The sequence below is a fragment of the Bacillus sp. DE0042 genome (assembly GCF_007680225.1).
Lineage (GTDB): Bacteria > Bacillota > Bacilli > Bacillales > Bacillaceae_G > Bacillus_A > Bacillus_A wiedmannii.
The window spans coordinates 1-18509 of record NZ_VEJP01000006.1 but is presented as its reverse complement, the minus strand read 5'-3'; the positions used below and the strand labels follow the sequence as shown (position 1 = coordinate 18509).

General features: G+C 36.7%; 14 protein-coding genes and 2 pseudogenes. 6 read left to right on the top strand and 10 right to left on the bottom strand.

Annotated elements, in window-relative coordinates; translation table 11 throughout:
* Positions 1 to 9: 9 nt before the first annotated feature.
* From FS802_RS20745 to FS802_RS20735, 3 genes and pseudogenes are all read right to left on the bottom strand, one after another.
* Positions 10 to 861, bottom strand: coding sequence for a 3-hydroxybutyryl-CoA dehydrogenase (locus FS802_RS20745; RefSeq protein WP_048566720.1), 852 nt, complete (start codon positions 859 to 861; stop codon positions 10 to 12).
* Between the two features lie 56 nt (positions 862 to 917).
* Positions 918 to 2200 (bottom strand): annotated as a pseudogene (locus FS802_RS20740) (acetyl-CoA C-acetyltransferase).
* A 9-nt stretch (positions 2201 to 2209) separates the two neighbouring features.
* On the bottom strand, positions 2210 to 4321 hold the full coding sequence (locus FS802_RS20735) for a (Fe-S)-binding protein (RefSeq protein ID WP_144525424.1): 2112 nt from the start codon (positions 4319 to 4321) through the stop codon (positions 2210 to 2212).
* Positions 4322 to 4674: 353 nt separating this feature from the next.
* On the opposite strand from FS802_RS20735, the gene cls reads away from it, so the two are divergent.
* The 3 genes from cls (at position 4675) to FS802_RS20720 (ending at position 9662) form a co-directional block, all read left to right on the top strand.
* On the top strand, positions 4675 to 5868 hold the full coding sequence (gene cls / locus FS802_RS20730) for a cardiolipin synthase (protein WP_098655148.1): 1194 nt from the start codon (positions 4675 to 4677) through the stop codon (positions 5866 to 5868).
* A gap of 33 nt (positions 5869 to 5901) precedes the next feature.
* On the top strand, positions 5902 to 6855 hold the full coding sequence (gene uvsE, locus FS802_RS20725; RefSeq protein WP_000605886.1) for a UV DNA damage repair endonuclease UvsE: 954 nt from the start codon (positions 5902 to 5904) through the stop codon (positions 6853 to 6855).
* Positions 6856 to 6983: 128 nt separating this feature from the next.
* A complete protein-coding gene (locus FS802_RS20720; protein ID WP_098708132.1) occupies positions 6984 to 9662 on the top strand; it encodes a DUF4084 domain-containing protein in 2679 nt (892 codons plus the stop codon).
* Between the two features lie 16 nt (positions 9663 to 9678).
* Here the strand turns inward: FS802_RS20720 and FS802_RS20715 are convergent, their stop codons facing one another.
* The gene (locus tag FS802_RS20715) at positions 9679 to 9825 is read right to left on the bottom strand and encodes a quorum-sensing peptide PapR (RefSeq protein ID WP_000734737.1); all 147 of its coding nucleotides are present in this window, start codon (positions 9823 to 9825) and stop codon (positions 9679 to 9681) included.
* An 87-nt stretch (positions 9826 to 9912) separates the two neighbouring features.
* On the bottom strand, positions 9913 to 10770 hold the full coding sequence (gene plcR / locus FS802_RS20710; RefSeq protein ID WP_098655150.1) for a transcriptional regulator PlcR: 858 nt from the start codon (positions 10768 to 10770) through the stop codon (positions 9913 to 9915).
* A gap of 168 nt (positions 10771 to 10938) precedes the next feature.
* Between plcR and FS802_RS31715 the strand changes: the two are divergent.
* Positions 10939 to 11483 (top strand): annotated as a pseudogene (locus FS802_RS31715) (M4 family metallopeptidase); the annotation flags it as partial.
* A 15-nt stretch (positions 11484 to 11498) separates the two neighbouring features.
* Here the strand turns inward: FS802_RS31715 and FS802_RS20695 are convergent.
* From FS802_RS20695 to FS802_RS20680, 4 genes are read right to left on the bottom strand one after another with little or no spacing between them, the layout of a single operon-like run.
* Positions 11499 to 12101: a response regulator transcription factor gene (locus FS802_RS20695; RefSeq protein ID WP_000619263.1), complete on the bottom strand. Its 603-nt coding sequence runs from the start codon at positions 12099 to 12101 to the stop codon at positions 11499 to 11501.
* Positions 12098 to 13228 (bottom strand): sensor histidine kinase, encoded by a 1131-nt coding sequence (locus FS802_RS20690; RefSeq protein ID WP_144525422.1) that lies wholly within the window; start codon positions 13226 to 13228, stop codon positions 12098 to 12100. Before FS802_RS20690 ends, FS802_RS20695 begins: the two co-directional genes overlap by 4 nt.
* Entirely contained in the window at positions 13229 to 13963 is a 735-nt protein-coding gene (locus tag FS802_RS20685) for an ABC transporter permease (protein ID WP_001202423.1), read from the bottom strand.
* Complete coding sequence (locus FS802_RS20680; RefSeq protein ID WP_098655152.1) at positions 13960 to 14862, bottom strand: ABC transporter ATP-binding protein; 903 nt, start codon at positions 14860 to 14862, stop codon at positions 13960 to 13962. Before FS802_RS20680 ends, FS802_RS20685 begins: the two co-directional genes overlap by 4 nt.
* Before the next feature lie 157 nt (positions 14863 to 15019).
* On the opposite strand from FS802_RS20680, the gene map reads away from it, so the two are divergent.
* Positions 15020 to 15814: a type I methionyl aminopeptidase gene (map, locus tag FS802_RS20675; RefSeq protein ID WP_002096176.1), complete on the top strand. Its 795-nt coding sequence runs from the start codon at positions 15020 to 15022 to the stop codon at positions 15812 to 15814.
* 515 nt (positions 15815 to 16329) lie between these two features.
* The gene (locus FS802_RS20670) at positions 16330 to 17727 is read left to right on the top strand and encodes a M28 family metallopeptidase (protein WP_098655153.1); all 1398 of its coding nucleotides are present in this window, start codon (positions 16330 to 16332) and stop codon (positions 17725 to 17727) included.
* 432 nt (positions 17728 to 18159) lie between these two features.
* Here FS802_RS20670 and FS802_RS20665 read toward each other — a convergent pair.
* The coding region (locus FS802_RS20665) for a Cna B-type domain-containing protein (RefSeq protein ID WP_144525420.1) at positions 18160 to 18509 on the bottom strand (350 nt) is incomplete at its 5' end.

The window sequence follows — 18509 nt, the reverse complement described above, 5'->3', positions numbered from 1 at the left end:
AGGAGGACTTTATTCGTAAACGTAGAAACCACGGCCTGTTTTACGTCCTAACCATCCTGCGTTCACATACTTGCGTAATAATGGACATGGGCGATATTTACTATCTCCTAATCCTTCATGCAACACTTCCATAATGTATAAACATGTATCTAAACCGATAAAATCAGCTAATGTAAGTGGTCCCATCGGATGATTCATACCTAGTTTCATTACTTCATCAATCGCTTCTTTAGTCGCTACACCTTCATATAACGTATAGATCGCTTCGTTAATCATCGGTAATAAAATACGGTTCGATACAAATCCAGGGAAATCATTTACTTCAACTGGCACTTTTCCGATTTTTTTCGTAATATCTTCAATTGTTTCGTACACCTCATCATCTGTAGCTAAACCACGAATAATTTCAACAAGTTTCATAACTGGAACTGGATTCATAAAATGCATGCCGATTACTTTTTCTGGGCGTTTCGTTACCGCTGCAATTTCTGTAATTGGTAGAGATGACGTATTCGTCGCTAAAATTGCGTGATCTGGAGCAATTTCATCTAGATTCGCAAAGATTTTCTTTTTTATATCCATTTTCTCAACAGCCGCTTCAATAACAAGATCTGCTTCCTTCACACAATCTAAATCAAGCGTTACTGTAAGGCGATTTAACGTCGCTTCCTTCTCTTCTTCCTTCATGCGTCCTTTTTCTACTTGGCGCGCTAAGTTTTTTGTAATAATAGCCAATCCTCTGTCTAATTGCTCTTGTTTTAAATCTTGTACCTTCACATCATATCCTGCCATTGCACATACTTGTGCGATTCCCGAACCCATTTGTCCTGCACCAATTACAACTATTTTTTGTACACCCATTCTTTCTTCCCCCTTAATATAAATTGTTAATAAATCAAAAATCACCTACACGTAAATTAACGAACTTCAATCATAATTGCGTCACCTTGACCGCCACCGCTACAAATAGAAGCAATTCCAATTCCGCCGCCGCGCTGCTTCAGTGCGTGGATAAGTGTAACGATAATACGCGCTCCACTTGCTCCAATTGGATGCCCCATTGCTACAGCGCCGCCATTTACATTCAATTTGTCTGGGTCAATTCCTGCGATTTCTGTACTTGCAATTGCTACCGCTGCAAATGCCTCATTAATCTCGAATAAATCGATATCTTCAATTGTCTTGCCTGTTTTTTTCAACAATTCGTTAATTGCATAACCTGGCGTTCTTGGGAAATCTTTAGACTCCACTGCAATTGCTGTATGTGCCAAAATTGTCGCTAATGGCTTTCTTCCTTCTTGCTTCGCTCTGTCTTCGCTCATTAATACAAGCGCAGCACCGCCATCATTTAGTCCAGGAGCATTACCCGCTGTCACTGCCGACGTCTTATCAAATACAGGTTTTAATTTCGCTAATTTTTCAACCGTTGTATCCGCGCGCGGTGCCTCATCTTTTGCAACGACGATAGGATCGCCTTTTCTTTGCGGAATCGTTACTGGCACGATTTCCTCTTCAAAACGTCCTTCTTTATGCGCTGAAACCGCACGCTGATGGCTACGATATGCCCATTCATCTTGCGCTTCGCGAGAGATTCCATCTTCCTTCGCAACTTCTCCGCCATAAACACCCATGTGTATACCTGAAAATGCGCATGTCAAGCCGTCAGCAACGTTTAAATCGATGATTTCGTTGTTACCCATTCTGTATCCCCATCTTGCACCTCGTAAAATGTAAGGACTGTTACTCATAGACTCCATACCGCCAGCTACAATTAGTGATTGATCGCCAGTACGAATAATTTGATCCGCTAACGTAACCGCACGAAGCCCTGATGCACAAACTTTATTCACTGTTTCCGTCTGTACTTCCCAAGGGATTCCAGCAGCCCTCGCAGCTTGGCGTGATGGAATTTGTCCCTGTCCACCTTGAATAACTGTTCCAAATATAACTTCCTCAACATCACTAGCAGAAACATTTGCTCTCTCAAGCGCTGCTTTAATTGCAATTCCCCCAAGTTCTGTTGCCTTCACGTCTTTTAAAGATCCTCCAAATTTCCCAACCGGTGTTCTTGCAGCGCTTAAAATAACTGTTTTACTCATATCTATTTCCCCCATCTCTTTTTTAGGACCGAGCGCTCGCTCGGTGTTCTTACGTTGAGAAGAGGTGCAATGATTGCACCTCTCTCTAAAGTTGTATTCATTCCTACAAATTACATCGCTTCTTTCTTCTGTCCGATAACAGAGCGTTCTAAAATCTCTGTTACATCAAGAGTTTGAACCTTCTCTTCTACTTCTTTCGCTTTCGTCCCATCGCTAATCATCGTTAAGCAATATGGACAACCTGTACCGATAATGGATGGTTGCACAGCTAGTGCTTGTTCTGTACGAGCAACGTTAATACGTGAACCTGCTGTCTCTTCCATCCACATTAAGCCACCACCTGCGCCACAGCACATTCCGGTTTCACGGTTACGTGCCATTTCTACAAGATTCACACCAGGAATTGCTTTCAGAATATCGCGTGGCGCTTCGTATACTTCGTTGTATCTTCCTAAGTAACAGGAATCATGGTACGTAACTGTTTCCTCAATAGCGTGAACGGGTTTTAAGCGTCCTTCTTTCACCCACTGAGCTAACAATTCTGTATGATGATAGACTTCTGCTTGCAAACCAAAGTCTGGATACTCATTTTTAAATGTGTTATAAGCGTGAGGATCAATCGTAACGATTTTCTTCACTCCTGCTTTTTCAAATTCCTCGATATTCTTTGTCGCCATCTCTTGGAAGACAAATTCATTTCCAAGACGTCGCGGTGTATCTCCAGAATTCTTTTCTTTATTACCAAGTATCGCGAATGAAATGCCTGCTTCGTTCATTAACTTCGCAAACGATATCGCAATCTTCTGACTACGATTATCATATGATCCCATTGAACCTACCCAGAATAAATATTCGAACTCCTCGCCAGCTTTCGATTTTTCTTTTACAGTTGGAACCGTTACTTCATCATCACCTTGGCGCCAAGTTTCACGCTCTTTACGGTTCAGTCCCCACGGATTTCCTTGACGCTCAATATTTGTCATCGCACGCTGCGCTTCCGCGTCCATCTTTCCTTCTGTTAAAACGAGATAGCGGCGTAAATCAATAATTTTGTCAACATGCTCATTCATAACCGGACACTGATCTTCACAGTTACGGCACGTTGTACAAGCCCAAATCTCTTCCTCTGTAATAACATCTCCGATTAAACTCGGATCGTAAGCAAGCGTTGTAGCTGCTGATTCTTGTTGCCCTTTCCCAGCTGCCATCATCGCTAACTTATTTCCTTGTGTATTATTAAAAGCAACTACTGGAACCCACGGTGCTTTTGATGTCACTGCTGCTCCTTTATCAGTTAAATGATCGCGAAGTTTTAAAATTAAATCCATCGGCGATAACATTTTCCCTGTCCCTGTTGCCGGGCACATATTTGTACAGCGACCACACTCTACGCAAGCGTATAAATCAATAAGCTGATTTTGTCTAAAGTCTTCGATTTTACCAACACCAAATGTTTCTTGCGTTTCATCTTCAAAGTCAATCTTTTCAAGTTTCCCTGGATTTGAAAGACGACCGAAGAAAACGTTAACTGGTCCCGCAATTAAATGCGCGTGTTTTGATTGTGGAACATACACTAAAAACGTTAACAAAATTAGTAGATGCACCCACCAAGAGAAATAGAACACAGAAATGGCTGCGGTTTCATTTATTCCCGAGAAAACGTAAGCGATTGCAGAAGCGATCGGTTCACTCCATGAAAGCTCCTCGCCGTGCCATATAATTCCCATCCCATTACCGAGTAGCACAGAAATCATTAAGCCACCAATAAAGATAAGAACAAGGCCTGATTTGAAATTACGTTTTAAACGAACTAGCTTCTCAACATAACGTCTATGAAAAGCCCAAAAGACTGCAATTAAAATAACAAGTGTGACAATTTCCTGGAAGAATGTAAATGCAGGGTATAGTGGTCCAAGTGGAAGATGTGATCCTGGTGCGAGTCCTTTCCAAACGAAGTCAATTGCTCCAAATTGGACAAGAATAAATCCGTAAAAGAACATAACGTGAATAATGCCGCTCTTCTTATCTTTCAGCAGCTTTTTCTGACCGAAAACATTGACCTTAAGGAGATCCCAACGCTCTTTAAAACGACGGTCAAATTCAATCTTTTTTCCTAACTGTATGTAGGCCATCCTCGTCCGTATAAGATACACAAACAAATATCCCGCATAAGCAATAACAGCAATGGCAGCCAGCCAATTAATGATCAGTAAGCTATTCATTTTTATGCTACCCCTCTCTTTGTAAGCCCTCTTTCTTTTTTAGAATCTTCAAAAACATATAATTTTCTGAATTTTTTCCCCTATCTTCATTATATAATGAGTGAGCATTCAGTCAACAGTTTTTTGTTATACAACAACATATTTTTTAATAAAGCTGTTTATTTCGGTGAAACTATAAAGTGAAACTTTAATCCGTAGGGGGTTGTTTCCTCTCGCCTGATTCCTTTAAGTAAGCCTAATTTTTAAGTAGGAGGCTTACCGCCCCTTAATATGGGATAAGGTGAAGCCAATCGGGATTTTCCGGGCAGCCAGCAAAATGAAGGCGAAAAGAAGGCAAAGGAGGGAATTCACTTATGTTCTTCTTATCTCTCTTGTTAATATGCGTTACTCTTTGGATCACAATTGACCTTTTATATGGGAGGATTCTTCATTTAAAGCGTGTGCGCTCTCGTACTTTTCCTTTACGTCAAAGTAATTTTCACCTTTATACATACGGGCAAGATTTATATGATGCTTTATTTACTGATATACAACAAGCAAGGCACCATGTGCACGTTTTATTCTTCATTGTAAAAAACGATAAAATCAGTCGTGAATTTTTAAAGTTACTTATGGATAAGGCACAGGAAGGAATTGAAGTAAGACTATTACTCGATCGATTGGGAAGCCATTATTTATCAAACGAGGCAATTCGTTCCCTACAAAAACACGGCGTCTCTTTTTCATTTTGTCATAAAGTGAAATTTCCGTTCCTTTTCTTTTCTGCCAATCAAAGAAACCATAGAAAAATTACAGTTATTGACGGAAAAATTGGTTATATTGGTGGATTTAATATTGGAGAAGAATATTTAGGGCATAATCAAAAATTAGGATTATGGCGCGATTATCATTTACGTCTTACAGGCGAAGGTGTACAAGATTTACAAAAACAATTTTTACATGATTGGTTTGATGATACAAACCAAAACTTATTGGATACTTCTCTTTATTTTCCGAAACTGCAACCTGGTACCATCCAACACCAATTTATTCCGACCGATGGGGCCTATTTACAACATACTTTTCTACACTTAATTGAAAATACGAAAGAAGAACTCTTTATCGGTACACCATATTTCATTCCTGGAAAAAAAATTATGCACGCTTTATTAAAAGCACGAAAACGTGGGGTTCAAATAACGATTCTCGTTCCAGAAAAAGCTGATCACGCCCTTGTTCGAGAAGCAAAATTTCCATATTGCCGAAAGTTAATACAAGCCGGGTGTAATATTTATGCATTTCAACAAGGTTTTTTTCACGCTAAAGTTATTATAGTGGACGATTATATTTGTGATATCGGAACTGCAAACTTTGATATGAGAAGTTTATATATTAATCATGAAATCAACTGCCTTTTATATGATAAACATTTTATACAAACAGTAAAAAACAGATTCCATAAAGATTTAGAAAACGCGTCCTTACTTTCCTTTAAAGATGTTAGCCCCCTTTCTCTTATTGATAGAGGGAAAGAATGGATAGGAACGATACTTTCTTTCTTCTTATAGGAAAGATAATGAGTAAAAAGAGGTGTATCACATATGATTATGCGGTTCGGATATGTTTCACATGCAATGGCACTCTGGGACTGCTCTCCTGCCAAAACGATGACATTTACAAGCTTTCAAAAGCTCAGTAAACAAGAACGAGAAGATAAATTGTACGATGTTACAAGGCAAAATCTTGAGCATACAATACGTATTCTTCATTACAATATAGCGCATGAAATTCCGTTATATCGTTTATCCTCTTCCATCGTCCCACTTGCAACACATCCCGAAGTCGAGTTTGATTATATCGGGGCATTTACACCGCTTTGGCGTAAAATTGGGGCATTAATTAAAGAACACAATTTACGAGTAAGTTTTCATCCAAATCAATTTACGCTATTTACAAGCGACAAGCCACATATTACAACTAACGCTATTACAGATATGGCCTATCATTATAAAGTATTAGATGCCATAGGAATTGCAGATTCTTCTTATATTAACATCCATGTAGGTGGTGCCTATGGAAATAAAGAACAAGCGGTTGGACGTTTCCATGAAAACATAAAAAAACTTCCTGCACATATAAAAGAGCAAATGACGCTTGAAAATGATGATAAAACATATACAACTGCTGAAACTTTATCGATTTGCCAAAAAGAAAAGATTCCATTCGTATTTGATTATCATCATCACATGGCAAACCTTTGCGAAGAACCGCTAGAAGTATTACTCCCTGCAATTTTTGAAACTTGGTCACATACAAATGTCCCTCCTAAAGTTCACATTTCCTCCCCTAAATCAAAAAAAGAATTTAGGGCTCACTCTGAATATATTGATTTAGAGTTTATTAAGCCTTTCTTACACATTGCAAAAAAAATCAACCATAATTTCGATATTATGATTGAAAGTAAACAGAAAGATTTAGCAATGCTGCAATTAATACATGAATTATCCTCTATAAGAGGGATAAAAAGAATAAATAGCTCAACATTACAATGGTAAATTGTAATGTTGAGCTATTTTTTTCAAAAAAAGTAATTTTTATAGTAAAAAACAACCTATTGTATATGCTATGATTGGAATTAGCATTTTCCACCTGCGATTCAACTTTATTGAAACGGAGCCATAATATGATTAATCAAAAAAAATATGTACACTTTGTCATGATGTATATAATTATATTTTCCCTTTGGATATTTCTTATCCCTAAGGACTTGAATATAAAAGAAATTGGAATTCTCTTCTTATTTTGCTTTGCTACACTCTTTTCTTGCTACTGCCTATATAAGGCAATAAAAAAAATGAAGCGCGGTGACAAACTATTTTGGGTTTTAGTACTATGCACTTGCCTATGTGGATTGACAATGGAGATAACTTTATTCCTTCATTCACTTTCTATATATGACCAAGTCATATTCTCATATAAGGCCTTGCCCTTTTTCATCGTACAATATATTTTGCTCTTCTCTGGCTTTGCTATCAAATTCATAAAACATTACTCTATTAGAGGCCTTGCTCAATTTTCATTCGATAGCATCTTTATTGTTATTATGAATATTTATTTTACTCTAACTTTTATTTTGGATCTTTCAAGCTTTCGTATGTTAACAACAGATACTTGGGTTTTAATTGGATACTTTATTGCACAATCATTAGTAATTTACGCCGTTATTAGCCTATATAGAAGAGAACAATATTCTTCAAGCAGAATTTCATTAATTATCGGCTTTACTATTATACTCGTTTACGGATATATACATCTGTTCCAACTAAACATGGGGATGAAAACTTCTTCTGAAGTCTCTTATTTAGTACATACTGCTTCAATTTTATTAATTGGTTTATCTTCCATACTATACATTTTGGACAAACCAATGCAGCATGAAACGAAAACAAAGTATTATCGATTTGATTATGTGCGCTTTATATTACCCTATTTCAGTATAATCATTACTTTTTCCTTTATTCTTATTCAACCTTGGGATGATAAGTTCATGCTAATTGGTCTAGTATTATCACTCATCTTATTATTCCTACGACAACTTTACATGTGGAAAGATAATCAAGCACTAATCGATACATATGAACAGTTGACTACACAACTAGAAGGCAAAGTAGAAGAGGGTGCATCTGCGTTATCAAAGAGTGAACAACGCTATAAATCTTTATTCGAAGATCATCCTGATGCCGTTTTCTCTTTAAATATGGATGGTATTTTCCAACAATCTAATACAGCTTGTGAAAGCTTATTTACTGCCTACTATTGTGAAGTAGAAAGCTATTCTCTTCTACACTTTATTGACTCAAAAGACCATGATCTACTAAAGAAAGCTTTACAAATAACAAAAGAAGGTAGACCACAAACTTTAGAAGTTCGCACAAAAGAAAAAGAAGGCTACTACTATTACCTTCACGTTACACTCATCCCTACTTTCATAAACAAAGAAGTTGTTGGGATGTTCGGCATAGCACGTGATATTACAACTTTATATGAAAAACAAAAACAAGTAGAACATTTAGCCTTTCATGATGCACTTACTGGATTACCAAATCGCCGAAAGTTTGAAAAAGATTTAAAGAACATTTTAAATACAGCTCAAACTAGCGCAAATGATGTTGCCGTCATGTTCCTTGATTTAGATCGATTCAAAAAAATTAACGATAGACTTGGTCACGACGTCGGAGATCTATTATTAATTGAAGTAGCAAAAAAGTTACGCAGTTGCTTGCGTTCGAAGGATGTCGTTGCTCGCCAAGGCGGAGATGAGTTTACAATTCTATTACCAGATATGTACTCAGAAAAAAGTGCTGCTTTTATAGCTGAGCAAATTTTAACGGTTTTAAACAAACCATTCTTCATTAAAGATGAAGAACTTTCTATTACACCGAGTATCGGAATTGCAATGTACCCTGATTACGGAACAGATGTAACAGAATTAATGAAAAATGCTGATATGGCTATGTATCGCGCGAAAGCAAATGGAAAAAACAGATTTGTTTTCTTCTCAAAAGAAATGAGTATCGCCCAAAATGAAATTCAATTCTTAGAAGGCGAACTTGCAAAAGCATTACAACAAAATGAATTTTTCCTTGAATATCAGCCACAAGTAAGCACAAAAACAAAACAAATTATCGGTTTTGAAGCATTAATTCGTTGGAAGCACCCAAAACTCGGCATCGTGTCTCCTGCCCAATTCATTCCTCTAGCGGAGGAAACCGGATTTATTATTGAACTTGGAAATTGGATTTTACGTACCGCTTGCTTAGAGGCAAAAAGATGGCATAATCAAGGGTTTTCTCACTTAAAAGTCGGTGTGAATTTATCTGTTGTTCAATTTAACCATGCAGATTTAATCCCTACTATTTCAAAAGTGTTAGAAGAAACCGAACTAAAATCAGAAGCACTAGATATCGAAATCACAGAAAGTATCGCAATTAATCAAAATCAATCTGTCATTTCCAAACTAGAACAGCTTCAAAATCTCGGTATTCAAATTTCAATCGATGACTTCGGAACTGGTTATAGTTCTTTAGCTTATTTAACAAAATATCCAATCAACACATTAAAAATTGCTCGAGAGTTTATTTGCGGAATTACAACTAGTCCTTTAGAGGAAGCGATTATCTCCTCCATCATTACACTATCTAAAGAACTAAATTTAGAAGTTATTGCAGAAGGTGTAGAGACGGAAGAACAATGGAAGTTTTTATATGAACAAAACTGTGACCACATTCAAGGATTCCTTATTAGCAAGCCTGTTTCTAGTAAAGACGTTTGGATGTTACTACACAAAAAAACAACCGTCTAAGTAAGACGGTTGTTTTTTAATATTCAAAAGGTAGATCTCCAGCTAATTGTACCTCTTGATCATTATGAGAAATTACTTGGCTTTTCTCTAATGCTGTATTACCTAATGAAATACCCCATGCCATTGCTAACGTTAATAGGCTACCAATAAGTAGTTTCTTCATATTCCATCACCCACATTTTTTATTTTAATATATCATGAAAATTTATCCATATCCTATGCAATTATGCATATCCATTTTTTAGGTTATCTATCTACTGATTTTATCTGCGAGCGCTTCTTTATATGCATGCATTTCTAATATATCAAAAAAGAAACTTGCCTTTTTATATGCATCTTCAATCTCTGCCTCATCATACCCCAATTTTCCTAGGCATTCGCCTCTTTGATAATATAGCTGTCCAATTAATGCCATACTATTAATTCGGCATGATATTTCAATTGCTTTATTTACTTGATAAAGTGACCCCTCATATTGCTCGTCTAAGTATAATGCTTTTGCATGATTATATCTTACCTTCACGTCGAATTCTTCATTATCATGCAATGTCTCTAATTGTTTTAATATATCTTCAAATAACTCAATACTTTTCTTAAAATAATTATTTTCAGCATAAATATTTGCAATTGCATTTTCTATATAGAGATTTTGGTATACGTCTATTCCAGATAATTGTTGATTTAACAATTTTTTCAATTCTAAAATACAATATTCGTAATCAATTTTCTTCAATATGTATGCTGCTACATGATATTGCCATTGAAGAAACTGCTGGAATTCAGGATGATATTCTTCCTTTTTTAGCTCATTCCATACTATATTATAAATCTCTTTATATTTTTTTTGCTTACACAGCATAATGACTTGATCTTTAAACTGTTTTTTTCTTTCAATATCAGAATAAATAAGTACCTCATAAAAGTGAATAATTGGAACTTGTAATTTTGCTGCGATACCTTGTAATATATCCATACTTGGGTATACCGCGCCCGATTCAATTCGACTCACTTCCGATTGATGACATATGTTATCGGATAACTGTTTTTGTGTTAATCCCCTCATTACCCTAATCTTCTTAATTTCACTTCCTAATTTTTCTGCGTGCATACTTACTCACCATCCCATTATAACAATCTAATTTTTTAAGTTGTCATACCACTACCATAATGTGAATTCGACAATTTTTGATATGAAATAATGCATAATATATATAAAATTCGGCAAATTCTTCATACAATCCATCTCACATACAATAATAGATTAGTAGTTTTATAGATAAATTATAGAAAATTTGCCCGTGCCTTCGTTACATTCGGTCTTCTTTATCCTTTATCAGCAGAAGCTATTCACACCCAAAAACTAGATAAAAATGAAGTAAAAATTGAAATTGCTTAGCCTAGTTTAACGCTTAAAAAATTACACAACCTCAAAATGATACGAAAAATATGGCGAAAAAGTATTTAAGGGGTGAGATAAACGAGGCTAAAGCTCAACAAGGGTGAATGACAACTGAAATGAATGTAGATTCCCAACCTACAAATAAAGAAACAAAAGAAAATTAAACCGAAGTTCGCCTTGCACAAACTTACAAAAACTATAAAATATATAGAAAAGTAGATAAAAATGGAGTAATTACAACTGTTAGTGGCAAGGTTGTCCAAGATTTAGACCAATACCCTAATCTAACTATAACAAATTTTTTGTCGAAAAATGAAGTAAAATCTTCATTACGTACTACTCTTCAAATTCCAATCGATTCATCTGAGACAGAATTCTCTAATGAAACCGTTGTTTATAAGAAAAAAGAAGTTTACCACTCATAGGTAAACTTCTTTTCATATCCATCCCTTTTCTTCCGCAATTGTAATTGCCTCAATTCTATTTTTCGCATCGAGCTTCGTTAATACTTCAGAAATATAATTACGCACTGTTCCAGGTGAAAGATAAAGTGCCTTCGCAATCTCATTTGCCGTCTTTCCTTCTTTCGCAAGTAGCAATACTTCTTTTTCACGATCTGATAACGGATTTTGCTCCTGCCATAAGCCGAACATTAAATCTTGAGAAATCTCTCGCTTTCCTTTCATTACATTACGAATCGCTGCAGCTAAATCTTCACTTGGGCTATCTTTTAATAAATATCCGTGCACGCCAGCTTTCATTGCTCGTTCAAAATATCCAGGGCGCGCAAATGTTGTTAAAATCATTACTTTGCATGCTGATTTTTCTTTCTGTAACGTTTCCGCAACATCTAATCCGCTTTGAATTGGCATTTCAATATCCATAATGCTTACATCAGGTTTTAGCGATTCAATTAGTTTTAACGCCTCTTCCCCGTTCGCAGCTTGCCCAATTACTTCAATATCATCTTCTAGATCCAGTAGGGCCCCTAATGCACCACGAAGCATCCGCTGATCTTCTGCAATAATAATTCGAATCATGCCCTCACCTCATCTTTTCCTGTTCTAATAACAACTGGAACTTTTACTGTTAATAGTGTCCCTGGATTTATCGTACCCAGTTCAACAAACCCATCAATAAGAGCGATGCGTTCTTTCATGCCACGAATGCCATTTCCATCATGGTTTTGATCTGCTAAACCAATTCCATTATCTTCTACTGTCAAAATTAATTCACCTTGTGATTCTAAAACAGAAACTGTGCAACGTGTTGCCTTACTATGCTTTACAACATTCGTCACAGCCTCCCGTAAACACATTCCAACAATATTTTGCTCAATTGGTGATAACGAACTCGAACTTGCTTCCTGCTTCACTTCTAGTTCGATATTAGCCGCTTGTAAGATCGCCCTTATTTGCTCTAGCTCTTCTTCTACTGTAATCATACGCATATCCGAAATTAATTCTCTTAGCTGCTTTAATGCTGTGCGGGATGTTTGTGTAATTTCCTTCGCTTCCACACTTGCGCGCTCCGGATTTTTTACAATTAACTTCTCCACGAGCTGACTTTTTAAAGCAATGAGTGATAACGTATGTCCTAATGTATCATGAAGATCCCTTGCAATCCGCTGACGTTCTTCACGTTTTACTAAGTCTTTAATTTGTTCGTTTGCTTCGTTTAATTGATTCTTTAACATCTTTTTTTGATTAAAGTTGCGCATTCCGAATGGTGTAAGAAGCATTAAAATAAACATTGGAACAATATTTACTAAACTTGTAGTTGTTAGTTGATTCATATTTACAAATAAAAATGCCCCCAGCATTATAACTAGCAAACATAATAGCACTCGAAACACTTTCTTATTTGGCGCAAATCCCATCGCACTTGCGGTGAAAAAGCCAAAGAATATCATGAAAGGATTGTAAAATAAAGCAAATAAAAAGATAAGTACCATTTGAATACATGCCCAAAAAACGAACGTCCTCTGCACAAAATAAAGCTGACGGTATGTGATAATAAAAACTATCAACATACCGCTTCCAATTACAAGCTTCCACCCTGACGCCTGCACTAAATGGTAAATTGGAAATAACAGATACACGAACCACATATACGGGAAGAAACCCATATGTTTCGGAAAAATCTCAATCCTCTTCTTCTCTATCATTTATACCGCTTCCTGTCTTTTTCTTATATATATTGATACTACAACAAATATAAGGAAATAACCTCCTAATACCGCGATATTTTCCCAACCAACTGATTTCCCAGCTACAATATCCCATGCACCGCTCCCGAAGTGATATGTTGGTGTCCATTCACCAATCGTTCTTAATATTTTTGGGAATACTTCAATTGGCATCCATAGCCCGCCAATTACAGCTAGACTCATATTTAAAATATTCGCTAACCCGGCTGCTGCATCTGCCTTTTTAATAGAACCTATTACTGTTCCTAACGCTAAAAATGGTGTTACACCTAACAGCAACCATAATCCAGCGCCAATCCATTGCCCTACTGTTAACTCGACATGATTAATTAATATTCCTGCGATAAAGATAACTAAGATTGAAAAAGCATTCACTACAGTTTGAGCGATGATTTTGGCTGTTATATATGCCCCCTCTGGAAGTGGTGTAATTTTCAACAAATGTGTCCACCCTTGCCCCTTTTCCTGAGAAATCCTTACACCGAAACTAAAAAGTGCCGTCCCTACAATACTGAACGTCGCCATTGAGATTAAATAATGAGCTTTCCAAGCATCTCCGTTTTGTGGCACTTGAATAACATTTGTGAAAATATAGTAAAACATAACTGGCATTAGTAATGAGAAAAAGATAAACAATTTATTACGAAACGTACGTAAAATTTCTATTTTGCATTGCATCCATAAGGCTCTCATGCGATTCCCTCCTCCTGATTTGCGACAAACTGTTCAAATGCTTCATCAAGACTTCCACGTTCAACTGAAACATCTGTTACAGGTAAGTTCTTTTGATAAATCGCTTTTAAAGTTTCATCTGTATCTTCAGTTGTTAAAGTGAAGTGCCCTTCGTTTAATTGTACTTCTGTTACGCTCGGTAATTCTTTTAGTAATTTTGCAGGAATACTTTCCTTCGAATAAAACTTGATTGTTTTTCGCGAAATCGTTGCCTTCATCTCATCTGGTGTACCATCTGCGATAATCTTTCCATTCGCAAACAATAAAATACGATTCGCCAATGCATCCGCTTCTTCTAAATAGTGCGTCGTTAAAATAATTGTTTTCCCTTCACTTGCTAACTTTCGAATTGTTTCCCAAAACGTTCTTCGAGACGTAATATCCATCCCAACTGTCGGCTCATCTAAAAATAGCAAATCTGGATTTCCTGCAAGTGCGAGTGCAAAGTTTAACCTTCTTTTTTGCCCACCTGATAATTTCTCACATCTTTGCTTTCGCTCTGATTCTAAATTTGATAACTGTAGTAACGTTTCTTTCGCTACCGGATTCGTATAATAACTACGGAATAACTCAATTGCCTCTTCCACCGTAATGCTATCAATCACACTTACTTCTTGTAGCATCGCACCGAGGCTATTACGAACATCTCTATGCTTGGGACTTTTTCCAAATATAGAAACAGTTCCTTCCGTCGGATCCTTTAATCCAAGCATCATCGACATCGTCGTCGTTTTTCCTGCACCATTCGGTCCAAGTAGTGCTACTATTTCTCCTTTATTCACATGAAATGAAACGTTATTTACTGCCTTTTTATATTTAAATGTTTTAGAAACACCATTTACTTCTATAATCTTTTCCATCTCTCCACCCCCGCTGTTTCTTATATTTACATTGTATGCGTTGGAAAACTTAGGAAACAGTATGATGCGTCATGACATCGATATGACAATTGTCATGTATTCCTTATGAGAGGAATCAACCTACATACCGCAAGCGAGTAGCAGGACGAAAATAAACATGATACAATCGGGTAAGATATATATTCGAGGAAGGACAGTGGTTTTCATGATTATTCGTAATGAACAAGATTTAGAAGGCTTACGAAAAATCGGCCGCATCGTTGCACTTGCACGTGAAGAAATGAAAAAAGAAGCGAAGCCAGGTATGACAACGAAAGAGCTTGATTTGATTGGTAAAAAAGTATTAGATGAGCATGGTGCTATTTCTGCACCTGAAAAAGAATATGATTTCCCAGGTGTAACTTGTATTAGTGTAAACGAAGAAGTTGCTCACGGTATTCCAGGAGATCGCGTATTAAAAGAAGGCGACTTAGTAAATGTCGACGTATCTGCTGCACTTGATGGCTATTATGCAGATACAGGTATTTCATTTGTACTTGGAGAAGATGAAGCAAAAGAAAAGCTTTGCCAAGCAGCGGTTGATGCATTTTGGGCAGCAATGAAAAAGGTGAAGGCTGGTTCCAAACAAAACCAAATTGGTCGTGCTGTTTCAAACTTTGCACATAAAAATGGATATAATGTGATTCAAAACTTAACTGGTCACGGTATTGGTCTTAGCTTACACGAAGCACCAAACCACATTTTAAGCTACTTTGACCCAATGGATAATGCGCTTCTAAAAGACGGTCTTGTTATCGCTGTAGAACCATTCATTTCTATGAAAGCTGATCACATTATTGAGCGCGGTGACGATGGTTGGACATTCGTTACACCTGATAAAAGCCTTGTTGCACAATGTGAACATACAGTTGTTGTAACACGCGGCGAACCGATTATTTTAACAGAAATATAAAAAATAGCCGTTTGGTAGCAGAAACCTACCAAACGGCTATTTTTTATTACTTTTAGGTATGCAAAAATTTATATAAATAAAAGGTGGTGCATCAAGGCATCACCTTTTTAACGGGGTGAGGCTGTCCAAAAGTACGGAAAACCTTTGAACAGCCTCGTATTTTCATATGGATGCCTTACATATATCACTGATGATAATTATGAAATGCGGAAACATATTTATCATCACATGATTCAAACATGAGAAAAGAAACCCTACAGTGGATTCTTTTCTCTACATAATCTAAAGTTTGGGTACACTAGATTCATGCAATGTAGGAGCTTTCCAAGCAGAAAGCGAACCTTCATTTAAAATGATAGCATACATATCTCCATCGAAAATATGCAAATATGCATATAGCGTTTTTTATTTCTCAATGTCAGAATATTGAAAACAAATAAAAATAAAGGTAAAATGAAGTCGTTATCCGTCTTCTTTTGTCAGTCAGAGAGAATAGAAGAATAGGAGAAGAAAACATGAAAAAATCTCTGAAACAAAAAATAGTAAGCTCTTTGCTTGCTGTATCACTCGCTGTTAGCTTAGCTCCAATCGGACAAACCAAAGCTGATTCCACGTCAGAAATCACACAGACTTCACCTATCACAAAACAAGTTGATGCAAGCCGCGCCATCGAACACATCCGTTTCTTATCCGAAATAATTGGTCCTCGCCCTGGTGGGACAAAATCAGAAGAATGGGCTTCTCACTACGTTGGTATGCAGCTTAAATCAATGGGCTATGAAGTAGAATATCAACCATTTCAAGTGCCGGATCAATACGTTGGATTTATTGAATCCCCATTATCCACGAAGCGTAATTGGCAAGCTGGTGCTGCTCCTAACGCACTAATTTCTACAGAAGCTGTTACAGCTCCTCTTATCTTTGTTCAAGGTGGGACAAAATTAGAGGATATTCCAAATGAAGTAAATGGAAAGATTGTTCTATTTGAACGGGGAACAACAGTAGCGGACTATAATAAACAAGTTGAAAATGCTGTTAGCAAAGGAGCAAAAGGTGTTCTTTTATACAGTTTAATTGGCGGACGCGGAAATTATGGACAAACTTTCAATCCCCGCCTAACGAAAAGACAGTCTATCCCTGTCTTTGGTCTTGCTTATGCGCAAGGAAATGCATTTAAAGAAGAAATCGCTAAAAAAGAGACAACACTTCTTTCCCTAAAAGCAAGACATGAATCTAATTTAAAATCCTTAAATGTCATCGCTAAAAAGAAACCCAAAAACAGTACAGGTAATGAAAAAGCTGTCGTTGTAAGTTCGCACTATGATAGTGTCGTTGGAGCACCTGGAGCAAACGATAATGCTTCTGGTACAGGATTAGTATTAGAGTTAGCTCGTGCTGTTCAAAATGTAGATACTGATAAAGAAATTCGTTTTATTGCTTTTGGTTCTGAGGAAACTGGTTTACTGGGCTCCGATTATTATGTTAATAGTCTATCCCAAAAAGAACGCGATCGAATTTTAGGTGTCTTTAACGCAGACATGGTTGCAACAAATTACGATAAAGCAAAGAATTTATATGCTATGACGCCTAACGGTTCTCCCAATCTTGTAACAGACGCAGCTTTGCAAGCAGGTAAACAATTAAATAATGACCTCGTACTGCAAGGAAAATTTGGCTCTAGTGATCACGTACCGTTTGCTGAAGTTGGTATTCCTGCCGCTCTATTCATCTGGATGGGTGTCGATAGTTGGAATCCATTAATCTATCATATTGAGAAGGTATACCATACACCTCAAGATAATGTGTTGGAAAACATTTCGCCTGAACGTATGAAAATGGCATTAGAGGTCATTGGTACAGGCGTCTATAATAGCCTTCAATCTAACGTGAAAACAAAACAAAAAGCCGCTTAATACTATTTCAAGCCACCGATTAATCGGTGGCTATTTATTGAAAAAAAAAAAAAAAAAAAAAATAAATATGCATAAAAGCATATTTATTACATAGTATTATCGTATATAATTAAAATCGTAATATATAAATAAAAACACATCCATTGTATAGCATTGACCTTACATTACATGCGATACCACGCTCTAAGCTTATGGCCCAATAGATAATAGGCTTTTTAAAGACGGTTTTGTTATCGCTTTAGGGATGCTGATTGAGTCCACCTTGAAATTGTTCTCTTTTTTCTATAAAAAAACCCTTCAGGCTGCATTCTTCCCTTCACTTTATCGTGAAGTGTTTTTGAATACTTACCCAAAGGGAGCAATATCAATAGTAATTTTTTAATTTGTCAGCTACTCAGATTACAGTGTAATCAATAATCTAAAGCTTTTTTATTATTTTATTCGCTGACGAGCGAGTAGGATTCCACCTAAAAGGAACAATACCATACCTCCAAGAATTGAACTCATTTCTGCTGATGTTCCTCCTGTGTTGGGAAGTAATGTTAGCTTATCATTTTCTGTAGTAGGTGGAACTTTTGAATCGCTATTTTCGTCTGCATTTGTGTTTGGATCTTTTGGATCTGTGCTTGGATCTTTTGGATCTGTGCTTGGATCTTTTGGATCTACATTTGGTTCGTCCTTGATTTTTGTATTTGTGATGTCATAACCGTGTACGTCAGATTGGTATCCGGCTACTGGTTGTTCCTTCACTTCATACTTGTATGCTACTCCGTTTGCATCGT